At 75.3% G+C, this 20848-nt stretch carries 21 protein-coding genes; 10 read left to right on the top strand and 11 right to left on the bottom strand.

What is annotated here, in order from left to right; genetic code table 11:
* Nucleotides 1-5 precede the first annotated feature (5 nt).
* Nucleotides 6-410 (bottom strand): rhodanese-like domain-containing protein, encoded by a 405-nt coding sequence (locus WHI96_RS08490; protein ID WP_345652526.1) that lies wholly within the window; start codon nt 408-410, stop codon nt 6-8.
* A gap of 93 nt (nt 411-503) precedes the next feature.
* Between WHI96_RS08490 and WHI96_RS08495 the strand changes: the two genes are divergently transcribed.
* Nucleotides 504-974, top strand: coding sequence for an Lrp/AsnC family transcriptional regulator (locus WHI96_RS08495; RefSeq protein WP_345652522.1), 471 nt, complete (start codon nt 504-506; stop codon nt 972-974).
* Here WHI96_RS08495 and WHI96_RS08500 read toward each other — a convergent pair.
* Genes WHI96_RS08500 through WHI96_RS08525 form a run of 6 tightly spaced genes read right to left on the bottom strand, consistent with a single transcriptional unit; the run spans nt 914 to nt 8090 of the window.
* Nucleotides 914-1753: an ABC transporter ATP-binding protein gene (locus tag WHI96_RS08500; protein WP_345652519.1), complete on the bottom strand. Its 840-nt coding sequence runs from the start codon at nt 1751-1753 to the stop codon at nt 914-916. The genes WHI96_RS08495 and WHI96_RS08500 overlap by 61 nt on opposite strands.
* Nucleotides 1750-2814, bottom strand: a complete 1065-nt coding sequence (locus tag WHI96_RS08505) for a FecCD family ABC transporter permease (RefSeq protein ID WP_345652516.1) — start codon at nt 2812-2814, stop codon at nt 1750-1752. Before WHI96_RS08505 ends, WHI96_RS08500 begins: the two co-directional genes overlap by 4 nt.
* Nucleotides 2811-3851 (bottom strand): iron chelate uptake ABC transporter family permease subunit, encoded by a 1041-nt coding sequence (locus tag WHI96_RS08510; protein ID WP_345652513.1) that lies wholly within the window; start codon nt 3849-3851, stop codon nt 2811-2813. Before WHI96_RS08510 ends, WHI96_RS08505 begins: the two co-directional genes overlap by 4 nt.
* Nucleotides 3848-4936: an ABC transporter substrate-binding protein gene (locus tag WHI96_RS08515; RefSeq protein ID WP_345652510.1), complete on the bottom strand. Its 1089-nt coding sequence runs from the start codon at nt 4934-4936 to the stop codon at nt 3848-3850. The genes WHI96_RS08510 and WHI96_RS08515 overlap by 4 nt, the downstream gene beginning before the upstream one ends.
* Nucleotides 4933-5721, bottom strand: coding sequence for a sugar phosphate isomerase/epimerase family protein (locus tag WHI96_RS08520; RefSeq protein ID WP_345652507.1), 789 nt, complete (start codon nt 5719-5721; stop codon nt 4933-4935). The genes WHI96_RS08515 and WHI96_RS08520 overlap by 4 nt, the downstream gene beginning before the upstream one ends.
* Before the next feature lie 47 nt (nt 5722-5768).
* Complete coding sequence (locus WHI96_RS08525; protein WP_345652504.1) at nt 5769-8090, bottom strand: thiamine pyrophosphate-binding protein; 2322 nt, start codon at nt 8088-8090, stop codon at nt 5769-5771.
* A 171-nt stretch (nt 8091-8261) separates the two neighbouring features.
* On the opposite strand from WHI96_RS08525, the gene WHI96_RS08530 reads away from it, so the two are divergent.
* From WHI96_RS08530 to WHI96_RS08550, 5 genes are all read left to right on the top strand, one after another.
* Nucleotides 8262-8630, top strand: coding sequence for an Lrp/AsnC family transcriptional regulator (locus WHI96_RS08530; RefSeq protein WP_345652502.1), 369 nt, complete (start codon nt 8262-8264; stop codon nt 8628-8630).
* Nucleotides 8627-9448 (top strand): DNA/RNA non-specific endonuclease, encoded by an 822-nt coding sequence (locus WHI96_RS08535; RefSeq protein WP_345652499.1) that lies wholly within the window; start codon nt 8627-8629, stop codon nt 9446-9448. The genes WHI96_RS08530 and WHI96_RS08535 overlap by 4 nt, the downstream gene beginning before the upstream one ends.
* Nucleotides 9449-9458: 10 nt before the next feature.
* Entirely contained in the window at nt 9459-10820 is a 1362-nt protein-coding gene (locus WHI96_RS08540) for a serine hydrolase domain-containing protein (protein ID WP_345652496.1), read from the top strand.
* Nucleotides 10821-10954: 134 nt separating this feature from the next.
* Nucleotides 10955-12754 carry a BCCT family transporter gene (locus WHI96_RS08545; protein ID WP_345652493.1) on the top strand — a complete coding sequence of 600 codons (1800 nt, stop codon included), beginning with the start codon at nt 10955-10957 and terminating at the stop codon, nt 12752-12754.
* Nucleotides 12755-13038: 284 nt separating this feature from the next.
* Nucleotides 13039-14781, top strand: a complete 1743-nt coding sequence (locus tag WHI96_RS08550) for a hypothetical protein (RefSeq protein ID WP_345652489.1) — start codon at nt 13039-13041, stop codon at nt 14779-14781.
* A 6-nt stretch (nt 14782-14787) separates the two neighbouring features.
* On the opposite strand, the gene WHI96_RS08555 is transcribed toward WHI96_RS08550, so the two are convergent.
* The 3 genes from WHI96_RS08555 to WHI96_RS08565 form a co-directional block, all read right to left on the bottom strand.
* Entirely contained in the window at nt 14788-15753 is a 966-nt protein-coding gene (locus tag WHI96_RS08555) for an NADPH:quinone oxidoreductase family protein (protein WP_345652486.1), read from the bottom strand.
* 84 nt (nt 15754-15837) lie between these two features.
* On the bottom strand, nt 15838-16146 hold the full coding sequence (locus tag WHI96_RS08560; protein WP_345652483.1) for a hypothetical protein: 309 nt from the start codon (nt 16144-16146) through the stop codon (nt 15838-15840).
* 186 nt (nt 16147-16332) lie between these two features.
* Entirely contained in the window at nt 16333-16758 is a 426-nt protein-coding gene (locus WHI96_RS08565) for a hypothetical protein (protein ID WP_345652480.1), read from the bottom strand.
* 285 nt (nt 16759-17043) lie between these two features.
* Here WHI96_RS08565 and WHI96_RS08570 point away from each other — a divergent pair, with 285 nt between their 5' ends.
* From WHI96_RS08570 to WHI96_RS08585, 4 genes are read left to right on the top strand one after another with little or no spacing between them, the layout of a single operon-like run.
* Entirely contained in the window at nt 17044-17610 is a 567-nt protein-coding gene (locus WHI96_RS08570; RefSeq protein WP_345652477.1) for a hypothetical protein, read from the top strand.
* The gene (locus WHI96_RS08575; protein ID WP_345652474.1) at nt 17607-18644 is read left to right on the top strand and encodes a DNA polymerase IV; all 1038 of its coding nucleotides are present in this window, start codon (nt 17607-17609) and stop codon (nt 18642-18644) included. The genes WHI96_RS08570 and WHI96_RS08575 overlap by 4 nt, the downstream gene beginning before the upstream one ends.
* A gap of 25 nt (nt 18645-18669) precedes the next feature.
* A complete protein-coding gene (locus tag WHI96_RS08580) occupies nt 18670-19026 on the top strand; it encodes a hypothetical protein (RefSeq protein WP_345652471.1) in 357 nt (118 codons plus the stop codon).
* A gap of 26 nt (nt 19027-19052) precedes the next feature.
* A complete protein-coding gene (locus tag WHI96_RS08585) occupies nt 19053-20408 on the top strand; it encodes an MFS transporter (RefSeq protein ID WP_345652468.1) in 1356 nt (451 codons plus the stop codon).
* A 20-nt stretch (nt 20409-20428) separates the two neighbouring features.
* On the opposite strand, the gene WHI96_RS08590 is transcribed toward WHI96_RS08585, so the two are convergent.
* Nucleotides 20429-20797 carry a hypothetical protein gene (locus WHI96_RS08590; protein ID WP_345652465.1) on the bottom strand — a complete coding sequence of 123 codons (369 nt, stop codon included), beginning with the start codon at nt 20795-20797 and terminating at the stop codon, nt 20429-20431.
* Between the last annotated feature and the right edge of the window lie 51 nt (nt 20798-20848).

Here is a 20848-nt window from a genome sequence, read left to right on the forward strand (position 1 = left end):
CCGGATCAGCACCCGCACGGTGCGGTCAACGGGTCGGGAGCAGCCGCGGTGGTCGCGGTGTCGGTCTCGACCGGGTAGCCCTCACGGGCCCAGTACTCGAATCCCCCGATCATCTCGCGCACCTCGTGGCCGTGGCGGGCCAGAGCCAGCGCGGCGCGGGTCGCCCCGTTGCACCCGGGGCCCCAGCAGTACACGACGACCGGTGTCCCCACGGGGATCTCGGCGACACGAGCGGCGACGGTCGGTCCGGGCAGGTGTCGCGCGCCGGGAAGCCGACCCTGCGCCCAGGCGGCGTCGCTGCGCACATCGACCAGGACGACGGCGCCGTCCGTCCCGGCACGGACGTCGGCCGGGTCGGTCTCGCAGTGCAGCTTCGCGGCGAAGAAGGCGACGCGTTCCGACGAGTTCATGGCTCCGACGCTAGTGAGCCGACTCCGACGACCCCAGGGGCGAATGCCGGCCCATGACCCGATCGACCGGCAGGATCGCCGTATTCTCATCCGATGAGCGGGACTCTCACGATCGACGCCGTGGACGCCGCGATCCTCGCCGCCCTCCAGGATGACGGCCGACTGAGCATCGCGGAGCTGGCGCGGCTGGTGTCGATGTCGCACAGCGCCACCACCGAACGAGTCCGGCGGTTGGAGGAGGGTGGCGTCATCACCGGCTACACCGCGGTCGTCGACCCGCGCCGGCTCGGCTACACGATCATGGCGATCCTGCGGCTGCGGTATCCGAGCAGCCGCTACGAGCCGCTGCACCGGCTCCTCGCCGAGGTCGGCGAGGTCGTCGACGCCCACCACGTGACCGGTGACGACTGCTTCGTCATGACCGTGCAGGCCGGGTCGATGCGCCATCTGGAACAGGTCGCGGGCCGGATCGGTGCGCTCGGCAGCGTCACCACCAGCGTCGTCTACTCCTCGGTGCTCGACCGCCGGGCGCTGGCTCCGCTACCGGCGACCGCACCGGCCTGAGCCGGGTCCGCGTCGAGATAACTGCAGGTCAGCCGCCCCTCGTGGGTCGAGACCACCCCGCGCACGCCGAACACCTCGGCCAGCAGCCGCTCGTCGACGACGTCGCCGGGGGTCCCGTCGGCGTGCACCCGCCCGTCGCGCAGCGCGACGATCCGGTCGGCGCACCGCGCGGCCTGGGCGAGATCGTGCAGCACCGCGACGACGGTCAGCCCGCGCTGCACCTGCAGCTCCCGGACCAGGTCGAGCACCTCCAGCTGGTGGCGGACGTCGAGGTAGGTGGTGGGCTCGTCGAGCAGCAGCACCGGGGCGTCCTGGGCCAGGGCGAGCGCGATCCGCACCCGCTGGCGTTCCCCGCCCGACAGCAGCTCGACCGGGGTGTCGGCCCACGCCTCGGTGCCGGTGGCCGCCAGTGCGTCGGCGACCGCCGCGTCGGCGCCACCGCCGAACATGCCCAGCGGCCCGCGGACGGCGTAGCGGCCCTGCGCGACGAGCGCCCGCACCGTCACACCGCCCAGCGGCGGCAGGGCCTGCGGCAGCACCGCGACCCGCTTCGCGACCTCCCGGCGCGGGGTCCCGGCCAGCGGCCGGTCGGCCAGGTGCACGGCGCCGGCGTCGGGCCGGTGCAGCCCGGCGAGCACCCGCAGCAGCGTGGTCTTCCCGCAGCCGTTGCGCCCCACCAGCGACAGCCACCGCCCGCGGGCGACCGCCAGGTCGACGCCGTCGAGCACGGTGCGCCCGTCGAAGCGCACCGTCACCCCCTCGGCCCTGAGCACCGTCACAGCGCACCTCCCACCGTCGTGCGGGACCGTCGGCGGACGATCCCGATGAGCACCACCGCGCCGGCGACCGCCGTCACCGCTCCCGCGGGCACCCCGATCGGCCGGTCACCGGCCGGGGCGAGCGCCGTCAGCAGCTGGGCGACGACGTCGGCCGCGACGACCGTCCCCGCCCCGGCGACCGCCGCCGCGGGCACGAGCAGCCGCGGGTCGGCCGCGCCCCGCACCCCGAGCACAGCACGGGCCAGGTGCGGGGCGAGCAGCCCGACGAACGCGAGCGCCCCGACCGCCGCGACCGCCCCGCCGGTGGCGAGCACGGCCAGCAGCACCGCGGCCGAGCGCCATCCGGACACGGCGAGGCCGACGCCGCGGGCGTGGTCGTCGTCGACGCCGAGGACGGCGAGCACCGGGCCGAGCAGAACCGCGAGGACCACCGCGGTGAGCGCGACCGGCCAGAGCGCGTCCCAGTGCTCCCAGCCACGCCCGTTGAGCGAGCCGACCAGCCACCGGACCATCGACCCGGCCAGCTGCGGGCGGGCGGTGAGCAGCAGCAACGTCGTCCCGCCGAGCACCGCCGACACCAGCACCCCGACGACGGCGAGCCGCAGCGGGTCCGCGGTGCCCGGCCCCGCGGCCCGGCCGGCGAGCAGCCACAGCACCCCGCCGCCGAGCGTCCCGCCGAGCAGGGCCACGGCGAGCACGCCGAGCGGCGTGCCGACGGGTCCGCCGAGCACGGTCCCCAGCACCGCGCCGAGCACCGCACCGGAGCCGACACCGGTCACCTCCGGGGAGGCGAGCGGGTTGCGCAGCACCGCCTGCAGCACCGTCCCGGCGACGCCGAGGCAGGCACCGGCCGCGAGCCCGACCAGCACCCGCGGCGCCCGCAGTTCCCGGACGAGGTCGGTGGACAGCGGGTCCGCGACGCCGGCCAGCGCCGCGAGCGCGGTGCCGGGGCCGACGGCGGTGCCGACCAGGAGCCCGCCCAGGGCGGCGACCGCCACGCACAGTCCGAGCAGCCCGAACCGGACCGCGAGCGTCGCGCCCCGGCCCACCGAGGGGTTCACGGGTCCACCGCCGCGGCGGGACGGTCGGTGCGGGCGGGACCGGCCGTGCGAGCGGCACGGCCGGCCCGCGGGCGTCGCCACACCAGCAGCAACCCACCCGCGACGATCGCGACCCCGGCGGTGAAGCCGCCGACCGGCAGCTCCACCGGGTACAGCACGGTGCGGGCCAGCAGGTCCGCGACGACGACCACGGCGGCGCCCGCCCCGGCGCAGGCGGCGGCGCGGGGCAGCGGCCGGGCCGCGGGGAGCAGCACCCGCACCAGCTGCGGGGCGAGGAACCCGACCCAGGCGACCGGCCCCGCCGGGCCGACGACGGCCGCGACGAGCAGGCAGGCCACGCCCAGCACCGCCGCCCGGGCCGCACCGGAGCGCAGGCCCAGCGCGGCGGCGGCGTCGTCGCCGAGGCGCAGCGGCCCCAGCAGCGGCAGCACCGCCACCCCGGCGAGGAACGCGACCGCCAGCGCGGGCAGCACCGGCGTCACCGTCGCCCACGTCGTGCCGGTCAGCGAGCCCAGCAGGTAGCGCACCAGCACCCCCTGCTCCGACGACCCGGTCATCGCGACCGCCGCCAGCAGCAGCGCCTGCAGCGCCGCGCCCACCCCGGCCCCGATCAGCAGCACCGCGGCCGGACCGACGGCGCCGCGGACCGCGAGCAGGGTGAGCGCTCCCCCGGTCACCGCGCCGATCACGGCGGGCAGCAGCGGCGCGAACGGGACCGCGGCACCGGTGACGATCGTGACCGCCACCGCGGCCGCCGCACCGGAGGACACCCCGAGCAGCTCGGGGACGGCGAGCGGGTTGCGCAGGCCGTCCTGCAGCAGCAGTCCGGCCAACCCGAGCGCGGCGCCGGTGAGCACGCCGAGCAGCAGCCGCGGCACCCGCAGCTCGGTGACGACGACGTGCTCGATCCCGCCCGCCGCGCCCAGCACGGCGGGCAGCCGGTGCGGGGCGACGGCCGGGGTGCCGGTCCCGAGTACCAGCGCGGCGAGCAGCACCGCCGCGAGCGCGACGGCGAGCAGCGGCAGGGCCCGTCTCACCGGCCGGGGACCGCCGCGAGCGACTGGGTGACGATCGCGCCCAGGCTGCGCGTCCCGCGGCCGCTGCCCCACAGCCGCGGGTCCATCTCGTGCACCTGCCGTGCCGCCACGGCCGGGACCTGCTGCCAGACGGGGTTGTCGGCGAGCTGGTCGGTGAGGGTGCGTTCGGCGGAGGAGAACAGCAGCGAGTAGACGAACACCACGTCCGGGGCCTGGGCCAGGATCTCCTCGACGCTGTAGGTGCCGGCGGTCTCGACGTCGGCGCCGCGCGGGACGAACGGGTAGTCGTAGAGCGTCGCGAGCAGGTTCCCGTTGACCGTGTCGGTGGTGTCGACGCCGATGGTGTCGGCGCTGCCGTACATCAGCAGCACCTTCCGGTCGGCCCGGCCGGTGGCGCGGGCCTGCTCGACGCCGTCGGCCAGGGTGGCGCGGAAGCGCTGCTCCGCAGCGGTGGCCTCGCCGGTGCGTCCGGTCAGCGACCCGAGCGCACGCAGGTACCCGACCGACTCCTCCCAGGTGGTCGGCTGGACCAGCCAGAGCGGGGCGAAGCGTTCGACGGCCGCGCGCAGCGGCTCGTGCACCCCGCCGAGGCCGATCACGAGGTCGGGGCGCAGCGCGGCGATGGACTCGACGTCCTCGCTGCCGAAGCTGCCGGCGACGGTCGGGACCTGCGCGGCGCGGTCGCCGAGCAGCACGGGGTTCTTCAGCAGGGCCGGGGTGGAGGTGCCGGCCGGGGTGAGCCCCAGCTCGACGACCATGTCGTCGCACAGGCCGGTCAGGCAGACGATGCGCGTCGGCGGGGCCGGCACGGTGACGGCGGTGCCGCGCGGGTCGGTGACCGAGAGCGCGGGCTCCAGCGGCGCGACGTCCCGGCTGACGGCGGGTCGGTCGGCGGCCGCCTGCGGAGCGGGCGCGGCCGCACCACCGCATCCGGCGAGCAGCAGCGCGACCACCGCGACCGGCAGCAGCGCGGCGACCCGGGCGGCACCGGCCGATCGGGCGGCGGCGACGGCGCGAGCAGGTGCGGCGGACCCGGCAGCACCGGACCCGGCGGCGGCACCGGCAGGCACGGGACGGGTGCTCATCGCGCACCGGCCAGGTCGCGTCCGGCCCGCAGGTCGCGCAGCGCGGCGGCGTCGCGGCGCAGCGAGGCGGCGGTGTCGCCGGGGACGAACTCCAGCAGCACCTCGGTGTCGGTGCCGTCGTCGCGGGACTGCGCGGTGAGCTCGGCGAGCACCGGGGCCCACAGGTCGGCGCGGTCGACGAGCGGGAGCCGCTCGGTGAAGCCGTCGGCACCCCAGGAGAACGCGTGCACGGTCGCCGGGCGCAGCGCGCGGACCTCGGCCAGGCAGGCGTCGGCGTCGGGCAGCTCGCGGGGCTGCCAGTGGGTGACCAGGGCCGGGTGGCCGACCTCGGCGCGCAGCCGCAGCGCGGTGTCGAGGCCGTCGGTGAGGGACTCGACGTGGTGTTCGACGAGCAGCCCCATCCCCCGCTCGGCGACGGCGTCGGCGCAGCGCCGCAGCGCGTCCACGGTGGCGGCGCGCCCGGCGGGCGACACGTCGGCCGAGGCCGCCGTCCCGGCCCAGACCCGCACCCGCGGGGCGCCGAGCTCGACCGCCGTGGCGACGACGGCGTCGAACGCGCCGGGGTCGGACGCACCGGCCTTGTGGTAGCTGCCGTAGGTCCCGATGCGCAGCCCGGCGCCCGCGCACGCACCGCGGGCCGCCGACGCCGCCGCACGGTCCCCGGGACGGACGTGCCGGTCCCCGGCCCACTCGACGATCTCGGACCCGGCGTCGACCGCCAGTCGTACGACGTCCGGAACGGATCTCTCACGGAACGTGACCGACGCCAACCCCAGAAGCAGCATGGTCGGTAACCGTAGTCATTGTCGTTTGTGCGATCCAGCGACGTACGTCACCCGGTGTCCGGTTCCGCCTGGAGCAGGTCGAGTCCGGCCGCCACGACCGTGTCCGCGTCGAGCCCGTGGTGGGCGTAGACCGAGGCGAGGTCGCCGGACTGCCCGAAGCGGTGCACGCCCAGGTGCGTCGCCGGGACCCGGTTGACCCCGGCGAGGAACGCGGGGGTGTGCGGGTGCCCGTCGAGCAGGGTGATCAGCGGCGCGGCCCGGCGCGCGGGAAAGGCCGACCCCAGGATCCACGGCTCGGCCTGCGGACGGGCGGGCCTGCCGGCCCTCGCCTGCAGGGCGTCGAAGAGCAGCCCCGGACCGGTCACCACGACGACGTCGACGTCGTGGCCGAGCTCGGCGAGCCGGTCCGCCGCGGCGAGCGCCTCGGTCGTCGGCGCCCCGGCGACCGCGATGGTCAGCGCGGGCGTGCCCGCGGCGCGGCGCAGCGGGTAGGCCCCGGCGACGACCTGGCGCCGGCGCCGCTCGCGCGCGGCCGGGTCGGGCGGGACCGCCGCGAGGGTCTGGTCCACCGGCCGGGTCGACAGGCGCAGGTAGGCGCTGGTGCCGTCCGGGCGGCCGAGCCGGGCCAGCGAGGCGAGCAGTGTCCACTCGGTGTCGATGGCGAACGCCGGCTCGTAGGTGACGCAGCCGGGCTGCTCCAGCCCGACCGACGGCGTCGTCACCGACTGGTGGGCACCGCCCTCGGGTGCCAGCGAGACCCCGGAGGGCGTGCCGACCAGGATCGACTGGCCACCCGCGTAGATGCCGAACGACCAGGGCTCCAGCGCGCGCTCGACGAACGGGTCGTAGAGCACCCCGATCGGCAGCACCGGACGACCCCAGCGCGACCAGGTCGCCCCCAGCTCCCCCAGCGCCCCGACCAGGTTCCCCTCGGCGATGCCCAGCTCCAGGTGCTGGCCGGTGGGCCGCTCGCGCCAGTGCAGGATCGTCTCGGGGTCGTCGTCGAACCAGTCCTTGCGCTCCGCGGTGGACCAGACGCCGACCTTGTTCACCCAGCCGCCCAGGTTCGTCGACGACGAGACGTCCGGACAGAGCGTGACCACCCGGCCGGCCGCCTCGGGGGCCTCGCGGGTGAGGTCGAGCAGGGCCCGGCCGAGCGCGGCCTGGGTGGTGGCGCGCCCGGTCGGGGTGCGCCCGATGTCGGTCGGCAGCGGCGGGACCGGCTGGTCGTCGACCGGGTCGCGGCGCAGCCGCTGCGCCGCGCGGGCCACCACCTCGCCCGCCGCGGACTCCGGGTCGAAGCGCCGCCAGGGGTCGTCGGGGTCGGCACCGACGGCGTCGGCCAGCTCGCGGACCTGGTCGGCGCTCAGGATCGAGCCGTGGTTCTGCGGGTGGCCCGCGGTCGCGAGGCCGTGGCCCTTGACGGTGTAGGCGAGGATCACCGTGGGCCGGGTGTCGTCGATCGCGGAGAAGGCGTCGCGCAGCGCGGCGGTGTCGTGCCCGCCGAGGTTGCGCACCGCGGCGAGCAGGGTGTCGTCGTCGAGGCCGGCGACGAGCTCCTCCAGGTCGGCGTGCCCGTCGGGGAGCCGGGTGCGGACCTCGCCGGCGTCGCAGCGCAGCAGCCGCTGGTACTCCGCGTTCTGCATGGTGTCGATCCGGGCGCGCAGCGCGTCGCCGCCGCGGCGGTCGAACAGCTCGTGCAGCAGCCTGCCGTACTTGACGGTGAGGACCTGCCAGCCGGCCGCGGAGAACATGCCCGCGATCCGCGGCGCGCCGATCGCGGGGACGACCCGGTCCAGGGACTGCCGGTTCAGGTCGACGCTCCACACGACCTCGCCCAGCTCACCGACCATCGGGTCGAGGATGGCCTCCCAGACGGCGCCCTCGTCCAGCTCGGCGTCGCCGACCAGGGAGTACTGCCTGCTCTGTCCGGCGCCCCCGAAGTGGGTGTCGACGTAGCGGCGGGCCAGCGCACCCCAGATCGGGGCGGTCGCCCCGATCCCCACCGAGCCGGTCGAGTAGTCGACCGGGTCCGGGTCCTTGGACCGCGACGGGTAGGACTGCAGCCCGCCGAAGGCGCGCAGCGTGCCCAGGTAGCGCTCGTCGAGCTCGCCGAGCAGGTGGTTGATCGCGTGCAGCACCGGCGAGGCGTGCGGCTTGACCGAGACCCGGTCCCCGGCCCGCAGGTGCTCGAACCACAGCGAGGTCATGATCGTGGTCATCGACGCCGACGACGCCTGGTGCCCGCCCACCTTCAGCCCGCTCGGGTCACCGCGCCGGTTGGCCGCGTCGACGATCGCGGTGGACAGCCACAGCACCCGCTTCTCGATCTCGACGAGCGTGTCCGTCGTCACCGTCTGCGTGCCCATCGCCCACCACTCCAGCCTCGTCGCTCAGGCAGCCTGCGCAGCCAGCCCACCACCGCACCGACGAGTGCACAACCACAGACCGCAGGACTGAGCTGACTGCACGGGACGGCCGGGCGGGACGCGCGCCGGGGCGGCATGATGCGCACCCGCGGACACGACGGGGGGCACCACGTGACGGGAACGACCGGCGACGGGCGGGCCGCGCTCGACGGCCACGACGCCCGGCTGCTGCTGGCCCCGGCGCAGGACCCGCGCGCGACCGTGCTCGCGCTCGCCGAACGGGTCGGCCTGTCCCGCAACACCGTGCAGGCCCGGCCGGCCAGGCTGGACCGGCTCGGCGCGCTGGACACCTTCGAGCGCCGCGTCGACCCGGCGGCGCCGGGCTACCCGCTGACCGCGTTCGTGACGGTGCGGGTGGTGCAGCGCGAGCTCGCCGCCGTCGCCGACGCGTTCCGCAGCGCGCCGCTGCTGCACCGCCTGGCCGAGGGCGGCCGAGCCGCACCCGTCGTTCACCCGGGGCCGCTAGCGTCACGCCGATGAGCGCCCCCGCCGCCCCCGGCTTCGACCCGGACTTCCTCGGCGTCGCGACGCCGATGCCGACGCTGCCCGGGACCGAGACCGTGCTGCTCCCCTACACCCACTTCGCGACGCTGCACCGGCCCGACCGGCGCCTGGCCGCGGCCACCGCCGTCGCGATCGACGGGGCGACCCTGCGGCAGCTCGAACGCTCCGACGACTGGCGCCTCGACGACCGGCTGCCCGCCGGGCAGCAGGCCGGCGCCGAGCTCTACGCCGACAACGACCTCGACCGCGGGCACCTGGTCCGCCGCCAGGACCCGGTGTGGGGCGGGGCCGCCGAGGCCGCGACGGCGGAGTCCGACACGTTCCACTACACCAACGCCGCCCCGCAGGCCGCCGCGTTCAACCAGGACTCCGAGACCTGGGGCGGACTGGAGGACTACCTGCTCGACAACGCGGGTGACAACGACCGGCGGCTCGTGGTGTTCACCGGCCCGGTGCTGGCCGACGACGACCCGGAGTACCGGGGCGTGCGCATCCCGCGGCTGTTCTGGAAGATCGGCGCCTTCGTCGTCGGCGGGGCGCTCGGCACCACGGCCTACCTGCTCGACCAGACCCCGCGGCTCGGCGACCTCGCCGAGCCGCCGGCCGGGGACCCGCCGCCGCTGGGCCCGTACCGCACCTTCCAGGTGCCGGTGGCCCGGATCGGCGAGCTGACCGGGCTCGACCTGGGCCCGCTGACCGCCGCGGACCGGATGCCGGTACCCGAGCCGGTGCCCGCCGCGCTGTCCGAGCGGGGGGTCCGGCTGCGGTCGTTCGCCGACATCCGGGGGATCTAGTCTCGCCCCCGTGACCGAGCTGCTCCCCAGCACCCAGCGCACCCTGCTCGCCCGCGTCGCCCGCGCCCAGCGCGACGGCCGCGTCCCCTCGCTCGTCGCCGGGGTGGTCCGCGACGGCGCCCTGGCCTGGCACGCCGGCCGCGGCGCCCTGCCCGAGGGCGCCGACGGCCCGGCCGACTCCGACGACGTCCAGTACCGGATCGGCTCCATCTCCAAGTCCGTCTGCGCGGTCACCGTCCTGCGGCTGCGCGACGAGGGACTGCTCGACCTCGACGACCCGCTGGACCGGCACCTGCCCGGCACCCCGCTCGGCGACCGCACCCTGGGCCAGCTGCTGTCCCACCTGGCCGGGGCGGGCTCGGAGAGCCCCGGCCGGTGGTGGGAGCGCACCCCCGGCGGCACGCTGGAGGAGCTGGACCTCGGCGACGCCGACCGGGTGCTGCCCGCCGCGCGCCGCTTCCACTACTCCAACCTCGGGTTCGGGCTGCTCGGCGAGGTCGTCGCCCGCCTCCGCGGCCACGCCTGGGTCGACGTCGCCCGCGACGAGGTGCTGCTCCCGCTGGGCATGACCCGCACCTCCCCCCGTCCGCAGCAGCCCGCCGCGGCGGGACGGGCGGTGCACCCGTGGGCCGACCTCGTGCTGGCCGAGCCCGAGCACGACGCCGGGGTGATGGCCGCCGCCGGGCAGCTGTGGTGCACCGCGGCGGACCTGGCCCGGCTCGGTGCGCTGCTGCTCGGCGACACCGGTGGGGTGCTGTCACCGGCGACGGTCGAGGAGATGACGCTGCCCGCGGGCGTCGACCCGACGTCGCCGGTCTGGGCAGGCTACGGCCTGGGCGTGCAGGTCCTGCGGTTCGAGCGACCCGAGGGCGGCGGCACCACGACGCTGGTCGGGCACGGCGGTTCCATGCCCGGCTTCCTCGCCGGGCTCTGGGTGGACCGCGAGGAGGGCACCGGCGCGCTGGCGATGGGCAACACCACCTCCGGGATGGACAGCGGGCTGGCCGCCGGGCTGCTGAACGACCTGCGCGTCGCCGAGCCCCGCATCGTCGCGCCGTGGACCCCCCAGCCCTGCCCGGTCGACCCGGCGCTGCTCGGACCGTGGTTCTGGGGGCCCTCGCCCTACGCGCTGCGCTCGGTCGGCGGCGGGCTGCTCCACCTCGGCGGTCTCGGGCGCCCCGGACGCGCGTCACGGTTCCGTCCCGGCCCGGACGGCACCTGGGTCGGCCTGGACGGCTACTTCGCCGGGGAGACCCTGCGGATCGCCCGCGACCACCTGTGGCTGGCCACGTTCGTCTTCACCCGCACCCCCTACGACCCGGCCGCACCGGTCCCCGGCGGCGTCTCCGACGAGGGCTGGACCACCGCCTGACATCACGGTTCGGCTTGTACAGCGACACGGGACGGCCCAGTACCTACACTTTCGGCACACAAAACACTTGTGCACCATTTCTGCACGATCGAGAGCGGAGGGGGGATGCGCCCGGCACGCGGGCGTGACCACGTATGACACAGGCCCAATCACCACCGGACGGCCGTCCGGACACGAGCGGGGACGACCGGCCCCGCACCGACTGGATCGTGTTCGGCGTCGGCGCCGCGCTCGCGCTGCTGTTCGTGCTGTGGGGGCTGCTCAGCGCCGACACCCTCGGCGCCACCGCCGAGGCGATGCTCGGCGGGCTGATGCGCGGCGGCGGCTGGGGCTTCATCCTCGCCGCGACCGCCTTCGTCGCCTTCGCCCTGTTCCTGGCCTTCAGCCGGTTCGGGCGCATCAAGCTCGGCGCCGACGACGAGGAGCCCGAGTTCCGCACGGTCTCCTGGATCGCGATGATGTTCTCGGCCGGCATGGGCATCGGGCTGATGTTCTTCGGCGTGAACGAGCCGCTGACCTTCTTCCAGTCCCCGCCGCCCGGCGCGGCCGAGCCCGGCACCATCGACGCGCTGCAGACCTCGATGGCGACCTCGCTGTTCCACTGGACGCTGCACCCGTGGGCGATCTACGCCGTCGTCGGGCTCGCCATCGCCTACTCCACCTTCCGCAAGGGCCGCCGCCAGCTCATCAGCCAGGCCTTCGTCCCGCTGATCGGGCGCAAGGCCGCCGAGGGCTCCATCGGCCGGGGCATCGACATCCTCGCGATCTTCGCGACGCTGTTCGGCTCCGCGGCCTCGCTGGGGCTCGGCGCGTTCCAGATCGGCGGCGGCATGCAGACCGTCGGCTGGGTCGACGGACCGGTCAGCCCCTGGCTGCTCGCCGCGATCATCATCGTGCTGACCGCCGCGTTCATCCTCTCCGCCGTCTCCGGCGTCGAGAAGGGCATCCAGTGGCTGTCCAACACCAACATGGTGCTGGCGGCGGTGCTCGCGTTCTTCGTGTTCGTCGTCGGCCCGACGGTGATCATCCTCGACCTGATCCCGACCTCGATCGGCGCCTACTTCTCCCAGTTCTTCGAGATGGTCGGGCGCACCGAGGCCGTCGGCGGCGAGCCGATGCTCGAGTGGCTCTCCGGCTGGACGATCTTCTACTGGGCGTGGTGGATCTCCTGGACGCCGTTCGTCGGCATGTTCCTGGCCCGGATCTCGCGCGGGCGCACCATCCGTGAGTTCGTCGGCGGCGTCATCCTCGCGCCGAGCCTGGTCTCGCTGGTCTGGTTCTGCATCTTCGGCGGTACCGCCGTCACCCAGGCCCAGCAGGGCGCGCAGTTCTCCGACGACTCCAACGTCCAGCTGTTCCAGATGCTGGCCGCCTACCCGTGGGCGACCTTCACCGGCCTGCTGGTCATGCTCCTGGTCGCGATCTTCTTCGTGTCCGGCGCCGACGCGGCGTCGATCGTCATGGGCACGCTGTCCCAGCGCGGCACCATCGAGCCCAGCAAGTGGGTCGTGATCTTCTGGGGCTCGGTCATGGGCGCGGTCGCCGTGCTCATGCTGGTCACCGGCGGGGAGAACGCCCTCGACGGCATCCAGAACCTCACGATCCTGGTCGCGGCGCCGTTCGTCGTGATCATGGTGCTGTTGTGCTTCGCGCTGTTCAAGGACCTGCGTCGCGACAAGGTCGTGCTGCGGGACGAGAAGGGCGCACAGGTGCTGGAGCAGGCGGTCGACTGGGCCACCGACAACCACGGCGAGCACTTCTACGTCAAGGTCGGTGCGTTCGACCCGGACGACCCGAACGCACCCGCGGGCGGCAACGGCAGTGACGACAACGGCCAGGGTTCCGGCGGGGCCGACGGACCGGACGGGCGGACCGGCGACGGCTCGACGCGGGCGACCGCCGAACGGCGCGACAGCCCGGTCGGCGGCGACTGACCACCTCTCGTCGCACACGACGGCGGCCGGACACCCTCCCGGGGTGTCCGGCCGTCGTCGTCCGTGGCAGGGTCGGGGGCTCACGGTCGCGGGGACGGCCGGACGATCGGACGACCCGTGACCGACCGCCCACCGACGGTGAGCGGTCGGGAGTGACCCGGGCCGACCGCGCTCGTTGGACCTCCTGCGACCACCCGGTGCACGGCCCCCGCGCGCACCGGCGATCATCGGAAGCGCTGCGCCGCAGCCGGAGCGGATGGGAGGGACCTGACACAGTGGGCCGGATGCGTCTCGTCTTCACCCCGGGGGACGACCAGGGGTACGCCGAGGCCCGCAGCCGCCTGCTGGAGCAGTTCTCCCTCTGGGCCCGCCGCCGTCGCGTCGAGGTCGACACCGCGCTCGTCGCCGCCGTGCTGGACTACAAGTACGCGCGCGACCGCAGGCTGGGCCGCTGGACGCGCTCGCACATCGCCGACGCGCTGGGCATGTGGTTCCCGCGCAAGGTGACCGTGCTCGAGCCCGACGACGTCGCCCCCGCCTTCCACGCACTCGTCGACTTCGTCGACGAGCACGACTGGTTCGACCCGCAGTCGCACCCGGCGGACGCGCTGCACCGTCAGGTGCTCGACTCCACCCCCGCCCTGCACGACGGCCTCGCCGACGAGCGGAACTACGACCTCGGCAAGTTCTGGGGCGTGCAGCTGCACCGCCACGGCGTCGACCCGGCCGACCCGGCCGCCGTGCAGCGGTTCCTCGACCGCGCCGGTGCCGGGCAGACCGACGTCGACCGGCACGCGCTCGCCGAGATCATGCGGCGCGAGGCGCAGCGGCCCACCCGCACCGAGTGGAACCCGGAGCTGCCGCCGGTGCCGATGCCCGGCGCCGCGGCGCTCGTCGACGCCGCGGAGCGCTCCGAGGCCCTCGAGCTGCTCCGCAGGCTGACCCTGTGGGTGCGGGCCGGGCGCCGGCTCACCTCCGACGGCCGGCTCGACCGCACCGACGCGCTCGACCTCGCCGCGCACCTGCAGCTCGACCACATCTACCGCGAGACCGCCCGCACCAGCGACGACCTGCCCGAGGTGTCGCTGCTGCTGCGCTGGGCCCGCTCGGCGCGCCTGGTCCGCGTGGTGCGCGGGCGGCTGCTGCCGGTCAAGAGCGCGGGCCCGCTGCTGAACCGGCCGATCGAGCTGTGGCGCCGGGTGTTCGAGTCGGTCGGGCGCCTCGGCGACAGCCTGGGCGGGACCGACGTGTTCGGTGCGCCGTCGCTGTTCGGGATGTCGATGTCGCAGGCGTTCCCGATGCTGTGGGTCGGCCTCTACGCCACCGGCGGCGGGCAGGTCCCGCTCGAGCACTTCCACCGTCAGGTCCGCGACGCCGTCAACGACGAGGCCGGCTGCGTGGTCGACGACCTCGCCGGCGACGTCGAGCAGCGGCTGTGGCGCCGCGACGTCACCGCCCTGCTGGACGCCTGCGAGCTGCTCGGCGCGATCGAGCTGACCGAGACCCTCGACGCCGACGAGCTCGACGAGCTGTCCCGGGTCGCGCACCGCGACGACCCGGACCCCACGGTCGTCGCGCTGACCCCGATGGGGCTGTGGGCGGTGCACGAGTACCTGACCGAGCAGGGCATGCACCTGCCCGCGCCGGGCGAGCTGGCCGACGAGGACGTCGAGTACGTGTGCGTGCGGATGAGCGGGGTGCGGGCCGACGTCGCCGAGGCCGAGCTCGCCGCGTGGGCGCTGGCCCGCCGGCCCGGCGACGCCGTGCGCGAGCTGGACCGCTTCCTGCGCCGCTGCGAGGTCCCGGCGCACCGGGCCCTGGCGCTGCACGCGCTGACCGCGACCGGCCCGGCCGGGCGGGCGGTGGCCGCCCGCCACCGGTTGCACGTCGCCGAGCCCGTGGTGGTGCCGGCGCCGCACCGCCACGTCGGCCCCACCCCGGCGCCGCGCGCCGCGGCGGCGGCCGCCGAGACCACGGCGCCGCTGCCGCGCACCGCGGTCCGGCACAACCTCGAGCCGGCCGGCTGACCCGGTTCAGGTCAGCAGCACGACCTTGCCGGTGACGGTGCGGTCGTCGATGCGCGACAGGGCGGTCGCGGCGTCGTCGAGGCCGAAGCTCCCGCTGATCAGCGGGTCGAGCGCGCCCGAACGCAGGTGCGGGAGCAGGGCGTCCCACTCGGAGCGGATGAAGTCCGGGCGGCCCAGCGCGTAGGCACCCCAGCCGACCCCGCGGACGTCGACGTTGTTCAGCAGCAGCCGGTTCACCTTCACGGTCGGGATGTCACCCGCGGTGAACCCGACGACCATGAGCCGGCCGAGCGGGCCGAGGCAGCGCACCGAGTCGGTGAAGCGGTCGCCGCCGACCGGGTCGACGACCATGTCGACGCCCGCACCGCCGGTGAGCTCCTGGGCCGCGTCCTTGAACCCGTCGACGCCGGCGGTGTGCGTCGCGCCCGCGCGCCGCGCGACCTCGGCCTTGGCCTCGGTGGAGGTGACGCCGATGACGGTGGCCCCCATCGCGGCGGCCAGCTGGATGACCGCGGTCCCGATGCCCCCGGCCGCGCCGTGGACGAGCACCGTCTCCCCCGCACGCAGGCCACCACGGGTGTCGAGGGTGAAGTGCGCGGTCAGGTAGTTCATCGGCAGGCAGGCTCCCGCGGCGAACTCCACCTCGCCGGGCAGCGGGAAGACGTGCTGCTCGGGTGCGGAGACGGTCTCGGCGAACACCCCGGACATGGTGAACGCGACGACCCGGTCACCGGCGGTGAACCGGCTGTCCGGGCCCGCCTCGCGCACCGTGCCGGCGCACTCGGAGCCCAGGGTGAACGGCGGTTCCGGCCTGTACTGGTACAGCCCCTTGGTCAGCAGGACGTCCGGGAAGTTCACCCCGGCCGCGGCGACGTCGATCAGGACCTCGCCGTCACCGCGGACCGGCGGCTCGACCTCCGCGACGCGGACCGCGGACGGCCCGTCCAGCTCGCTGACCTGCACTGCACGCACGTGTGCTCCCTCGTGGTCCGACGGCGGTGTCCGCCGGTCATCGAACCACGGGCGCAGGTGATCCACACGGGCCGCGGGGCGCGGCTACTCGGGCTGGGCGTCGCCGTAGCGCTGGGTGCGCGGCTCGGTGAGCGCGTCGCACAGCTCGGAGAGCCGGTTGTCGATGCGGTCCTGCACGCGCTCGAGCGCGTCGAGCTCCAGCATGAGGTCCAGGGCGTCGCCGGTGGTGCCCCCGGCGAGGGCCCGCTCCAGCTCCGCGCGGCGCTCGGCGGCGCGCCGACGGCAGGCGTCGGCGGTGGCCTTGTGGGCGCGCAGCCGGGCACGGGCGGGGTCGGCGAGATCACGGCCGCCGTTGACGGTGGCGACGCGCTCCTCCAGCAGGTGTGGGTTCACGGGGCCCTCCGATGCGTGGTGGTGGGAACGTCGGCTCGGCGGTGACGTGACCGCCGCCACATCCCACGCTAGACGATCAGCGTGTGCCGCGCATCACATCGGTGTGACATCCGCGGGGAACCGGCCGCCGACGCGCGACGACCCCCGGTGCCGCGGGCACCGGGGGTCGTCGGTCGTCGGGTCGGGTCAGTCACCGCGGCGCGGCTGCGGGATGAGCTCCGCCGGGCCGCGCCGGCGCTGGGCGACGGCGTCGGTGGTCAGGTGGTAGTGCCCGCGGCGGGACCGCCGGCACAGGTAGGCCCGCTGCGGGCGCCCGCCGAGGGCCTCCAGCTCACGGGCGGCGCACTCGGCCGCGTCCCGGTCCGGGTAGATGACCTTGCCGTCGCTGCCGGTCGCGGAGGCGCCGAACCGCTCACGCTCGGAGATCTCGCGCCGCCCGGGGAGGCAGACCTCCGGCCGGCCGGACCGCATCAGCCGCGCGTAGCGGGCCAGCACGCGGCCCCGCTCGCCGTCGACCACACCTCGTCCGGACGGCAGGTTCTCCACCGACCGCCGTGCCGCGGGGATCATCCCCGGGTGCACCGCCGGAACCCTGTCGAACTGCCCGTCCATGTCGCCTCCACGTCGCCGTCACTTGTGGATCGCTCGACTCATCCTGCCTCGTTACCGCCCGCGGCGGACTCGCTCGATCGTGTCATCTGTCACGCAGACACCGGCACATCTGCTCACACAGTGTGACATCGCCTGCTGATCGGCGTGCCGGCGACGCCGTTCACCGCCGCGTCGGTCGTGTCGTCACACCTGTGGGTACGGCCGGGTGCACCAGCCTGTGCGCCCGTCCGGACCGTCCTATCCTGGTTCCCCGGGAACGCGCGTGCCCCGGGTCGGGGGACGAAGATGGCGATCCAGCCCGAGACGGGTGTCGGGAACGGGGCGTCCGGCGGCCCGCGGTGGGACGAGGTGTTCACCCCGTCCGACCTGGCCGAGGGCGTGTTCGACGTGCGCTGGGACCTGCGCCCGCGGCTGCGGCGGTGGCTGGCCGACCAGGGGCTGGCCACCGCGTCGGGGCGCGAGACGCACCGTCCCGCGATCGACGCCTGGGCCCTGCTCGACGGCGGTGTGGTCGCCGTGTCCGCGGTGAGCCTGCCCGGCATCCCGCCCGGCGCGGTGCCGCTGCCCGGGCGGGAGCCCGCCGCCGGCACCACGCCCCCGCGGAACTCCGCGCTGCTGTCCCCGGGCATGCGGCTGATCGGGCACCGCACGCTGCGCCTGGTCGTCGCCCGCCTCGGGCTGCCCGGTGGCGACGATCCGCTGCCCGGGGAGCACCGCGACGTGCCCGGCCTGGTCGAGGACCTGTTCGACGCCCGTCGCCGCGACGCCGAGAGCGCCGAGCAGGCCGAGCTTCTCGCCACCTGCACGGACCGGACGTCGCTGCGCTGGGTGGTCACCGCGCTGCGGCCGTGAACCCGCGCCGGATCCTGCACGCCGACCTGGACCAGTTCCTCGCCGCGGCGGAGATCCTGCGGCACCCGGAGCTCGCCGGGCGGCCGGTCGTCGTGGGCGGGGACGGGGGTCCGGACGCCCGCTCGGTCGTCGCGACCGCGTCCTACGAGGCCCGCGCGCACGGCGTGCGGTCCGGCATGCCGATGACGCGGGCCCGCGGCCGGCTCGACGGCACCGGAGCGGTGTTCCTGCCCTCGGACAAGCCCTACTACCAGCAGATCTCCGACGACGTGATGGTCCGGCTGAAGGCGCTCGGCGCGCCGGTCGAGGTGATCGGGTGGGACGAGGCGTTCCTGTCGACCGACGACGACCCGCGCGTCCTCGCCGGTCGGGTGCAGGCCACCGTCGCCGCGACCGGGCTGTCCTGCGCCGTCGGGATCGGCGACACCACACTGCGCGCGAAGACCGCGACCGGCTACGCGAAACCGGGCGGGGTGTTCGAGCTGACCGCGGCGAATTGGTTCGCGACCCTCGGCGACGAACCTCCCGGAGCGCTGCCGGGCATCGGGCGGGCGACCTCGCGTGCGCTGGCCGAGCTCGGGATCACGACGGTGACGCAGCTGGCCGAGGCCCGCCCGGGCGTCGTGGCGGAGCGGCTGGGCCCGCAGCGGGGGCCCTACTACGTCTCGCTCGGCCGCGGGACGGGTCGCACCGAGCTGGACACCGCGCCGTGGGTGCCGCGCTCGCGCAGCCGCGAGGAGACCTTCCCCGCCGACGTCGAGGACCGCGCCGAGCTGCACGCCCGGCTGCGGGAGCTGGCGTCGCGGGTCGCCGACGACGTCGTCGCCGACGGGCGGGACTGCGTGCGCGTCGGGATCCGGGTGCGGACGCGGTCGTTCCGGACCACCACCCGCAGCCGCGCCCTCGTGCCGCCCGGGCGCGACGGCGGGGCGATCGCCGCGGTCGCCGCGGAGCTGCTCGACGAGCTCGCCCCGGACCGGCCGGTCCGCCTGCTCGGGGTGCGCGCGGAGCTGACGGTCCCCGCGACCGGCTGAGCGGGTCGTGGCACGCTCACCCGTCGTGACGACCTGGACCAACGACGAGTGCGCCGCCCACTGGGGCGTGCAGGTGGGCACCTGGAACTCCTACGTCTCCCGCGGCCAGGCGCCGGCCCCGCTGCCCGACCCCGGCCCGGGCGGCCGCACGGTCTGGGACGCCGACGCCGTCCGCGCGTTCTCCCGGCCCGGGGTGGGCCGGCGGCGGGCCTCGGCGGAGTCCGAGGCCGTGCTCGCCGAGCTGCGCGCCGCCGCGGACGGCCCGCGCGAGCGTCGCCGCGAGCTGCTGCGCGCCGGGCGCGAGGCCGGCTGCGAGGTCAGCGCGATGGCGGCGGCGCTCGGTGTCTCCCGGCACACCGCCTACGCCTGGTTGAAGGACTGACCGTCCGGCGGTGAGACTGCGCGGGCGTGCGCACCGCGACGGAGGGGGAAGGCGTGCTGGTCCCGACGGCCGTACGGACGGCGACGAAGCGGCTCATCCCGCTGCTCGCCCTGGCCTACCTGCTGAACTACATCGACCGGGTCAACGTCGGGTTCGCGGCGCTGACGATGAACGCCGACCTGGGCCTGTCGGCGGCCGCCTACGGCCTGGGCGCCGGGCTGTTCTTCATCGGGTACTTCTTCTTCGAGGTCCCGTCCAACATCATCCTGCACCGGGTCGGCGCCCGGATCTGGATCGCCCGGATCATGGTCACCTGGGGGATCGTCGCGTCGTCGACGGCGTTCATCCAGGGCGAGATCGGCTTCTACGTCGTCCGCGTGCTGCTGGGCATCGCCGAGGCCGGCTTCTTCCCCGGCATCATCCTCTACCTGACCTACTGGTTCCCGAGGGTCGAGCGGGCGCGGATCGTCGCGCTGTTCTTCCTGGCCGTACCGCTGTCCTCGGTGGTCGGCGGTCCGCTGTCGACGTGGCTGATCTCGGTCGGCGACGGCGCCCTGGGCTTCGACGCCGGCTGGCGCTTCATGTTCTTCGTCGAGGGCATCCCGGCGGTGCTGCTCGGGATCGCGGTGCTGTGGCTGCTGCCGGACCGCCCGACCCGGGCCCGGTGGCTGCCCGCCGACCAGGCGGCCGCACTGGAGGAGCGGATCGCCGCCGAGGACGCGGCGGAGGCCGGGCAGGACCGCGGCGTCGCCGCCGCCCTGCGCGACGGCCGGGTGGTGGCCCTGTCGGTCGTCTACTTCGGGATCGTGTTCGGGCTCTACGTGCTGGCGTTCTTCCTGCCGCAGATCGTCGCCGGGTTCGAGCAGCAGTTCGGCGCCGACTACTCGCTGGTCGAGGTCGGTCTGGTCACCGCGGTGCCGTACGCGATCGCGTCGGTGACGATGGTGCTGTGGGCCCGGCGCTCCGACCGCCGCGGGGAGCGGCCGCTGCACGTGGCCGTCCCCGCCGTCGTGGGGGCGGCCGCGATCGCGGGCGCGCTGTACATGGATTCGCCGCTGCTGGTCATGGCCTGCGTGACCGTCTGCGCGATCGGGGTCTTCGCCGCCATCCCACCGTTCTGGTCGCTGCCGAACGCGTTCCTCACCGGTGCCGGGGCGGCCGCCGGGATCGGGCTGATCAACTCCTTCGGCAACCTGTCCGGGTTCGTCGGGCCGTTCGTCGCGGGATGGCTGAAGGACCTGACCGGTGACTCCCGGGCCGGGATGTGGGTGGTCGCGGTGATGATGCTGATGTCGGCGGCGATCGTGGTCGGCTTCCGCCGGACGGTGCAGCGGGCTGCGGCGGCCGATGCAGCCGACCGGACGGCCGATCGTCAACAGTGATCAACCGGTCCCTGAATGCGTCAGTACCCGATCGCACTCGCGTAGTGGACCGCCCCGAAGGCGACGGCGGAACCGGTCACGGCGAGGGTGGCCAGCGCGAACGGCCAGGCCGGGCGCCGTTCGACGACCCGCAGCACGGTCATGGCGAGACCCGCCACGCCGGCGGCGGCCGCGACCACCAGCGACCCGCCGACCGAGACGAGCACGGCCGAGGAGCTGCAGGTCCGCGGCGGGCAGTAGTCGAGGAACGCGACGAGGAAGACGGCGCCGAACACGCCCAGCGCGACCAGCATCCCGGTCACGGCCAGTGCGACCCCGGACAACGCGGCGTCCCAGCGGACGATCGGCCGACGCCCCGCTTCCGGACGAGCGGGACCGGTCGACAGCATGACGACAACGGTACCGCTACCATCCGGTACAGGACAGATCGGACATCCGTC

Source organism: Pseudonocardia tropica, from assembly GCF_040105315.1.
Classification (GTDB): Bacteria; Actinomycetota; Actinomycetes; order Mycobacteriales; family Pseudonocardiaceae; genus Pseudonocardia; species Pseudonocardia alni.